This window comes from Saccharothrix coeruleofusca, from assembly GCF_014648515.1.
In the GTDB taxonomy this organism is placed as follows: domain Bacteria; phylum Actinomycetota; class Actinomycetes; order Mycobacteriales; family Pseudonocardiaceae; genus Actinosynnema; species Actinosynnema coeruleofuscum.
In genome coordinates this window covers 55,750-57,488 of record NZ_BMRG01000014.1, presented here as the reverse complement: position 1 = coordinate 57,488, position 1,739 = coordinate 55,750, and the positions used below count along the sequence as shown (strand labels likewise).

Genomic DNA, 1,739 nt, shown 5'->3' with positions numbered 1-1,739 from the left:
GGTCGCCGTCCAGTTCGGCCTTGGTGAACCTCGACACCAGCCACGTGGCGGCGGTGATGCCGACCACCTTGCCCAGCAGCAGGCCGGCGACGATGCCGAGGGTGACGGTGTCGGTCAGCGACGAGGTCAGGCCCGCCAGGCCGCCGATGGACACCCCGGAGGCGAAGAAGGCGAACACCGGCACCGCCACCCCGGTCGACAGCGGCCGCCAGCGGTGCTCGAAGTGCTCGGCCAGCCCCGGCCCCTCGCCGGGGGCGCGGCGGATGACCGGCACGGCGAAGCCCAGCAGCACCCCGGCCACGGTCGCGTGCACCCCGGAGGCGTGCATGAGGCCCCAGGTCAGCGCGGCCAGCGGTAGCAGCAGCCACCACGAGCGCACCCGCCGCTGCACCAGCACGGCGAACAGCGCCAGCGGCACGGCCGTGAGCAGCAGCGGCACTGCGGCCAGGTCGTCGGTGTAGAACACGGCGATGATCACGATGGCGATCAGGTCGTCCACCACGGCGAGCGTGAGCAGGAACGTGCGCAACGCCGTGGGCAGGCACCGCCCGATCACCGCCAGCACGGCCAGGGCGAAGGCGATGTCGGTGGCGGTCGGGATCGCCCACCCGGACGCCGCGCCCGGCGTGCCGAGGTTGACCAGGGCGTAGATCAGGGCGGGCACCGCGACCCCGCCGAACGCGGCGGCCACCGGCACCGCCGCCCGCCGCGGGTCGCGCAGGTCACCGGCCACGAACTCGCGCTTGAGCTCCAAACCCGCGACGAAGAAGAAGATCGCCAGCAGGCCGTCGGAGGCCCAGTGCCCGACGCTGAGCTCCAGGTGCAGCGCCGCGATACCGACCTCGAACTCGCGTAGCGCCTCGTAGGCCGGTGCCCACGGCGAGTTGGCCCACACCAGGCCCAGCAGCGCGGCGACCAGCATGATCACCCCGCCGACGGTCTCCAGTCGGAGGATGTCGGCGATCCGCTTGGCCTCGGGCCAGGTGCCCCGGTCGAACAACTTCACGGCACGGCGCTGCACGGGCGGCTCCTCGGGGTCGGCTGGACACGTCGCCGACCAGGCTTCCCGGCACACCATGCCCGCACACGGGCAACACCCCGACCGTACCCCGGGGCCGGCACCCACGCGCGAACGCGAGGATCACACCGCGGTGAACGACCGACGTCGCGTTGACGCAGCCGTGGAACAACGCGGGCGGGACCGCAAAAACAGCGTAAAACCCGCCCCTGGGCATTGCGGTGGGCTGAACGAATGTTCAATGCTCTGAACATGTGTTCAGCCAGGTCGGACCTGACGGCGCGGGCCCGCATCCGGGACGCCGCCTTGGTGCGCTTCGGTGTCGACGGGGTGGCAGGTGCTTCGGTGCGCGCCATCGCCGCGGACGCCGGGGTCTCGCCCGCGTTGGTGGTGCACCACTTCGGGTCGAAGGAAGGACTGCGGCAGGCGTGCGACGAGCACGTGCTGGCGGCCATGGACAGCGGCGACGACCTTGGCGGGGAGGCGCTGGCGGAAGTGCTGGCGGCGGCGACGCCGGTGCGGCGCTACCTGGCCCGCGCGCTGCTGGACGGCACCGACGCCGCGACCGCGCTGTTCGACCGGATCGTGGAGCGCACCGAGCGGTGGCTGGCCGAGGGCGAGACCGCCGGGTGGGTGCGCCCGACGGCGGACTCGCGGGCGCGGGCCGTGGTGTACGTGTCCTGGCAGCTCGCGCCGCTGCTGCTGGGCGAGCAGGTCGGTC

2 protein-coding genes are annotated in these 1,739 nt (G+C 73.0%); one reads left to right on the top strand and one right to left on the bottom strand.

Going from position 1 to position 1,739, the window contains the following annotated elements; translation table 11 throughout:
* Positions 1 to 1,078, bottom strand: a 1,078-nt coding sequence (nhaA, locus tag IEZ00_RS27060) for a Na+/H+ antiporter NhaA (RefSeq protein ID WP_373293205.1), incomplete at its 3' end; no start/stop codon positions are given.
* Between the two features lie 192 nt (positions 1,079 to 1,270).
* Between nhaA and IEZ00_RS27055 the strand changes: the two genes are divergently transcribed.
* On the top strand, positions 1,271 to 1,739 hold a 469-nt coding region (locus IEZ00_RS27055), incomplete at its 3' end, for a TetR/AcrR family transcriptional regulator (protein WP_229796132.1).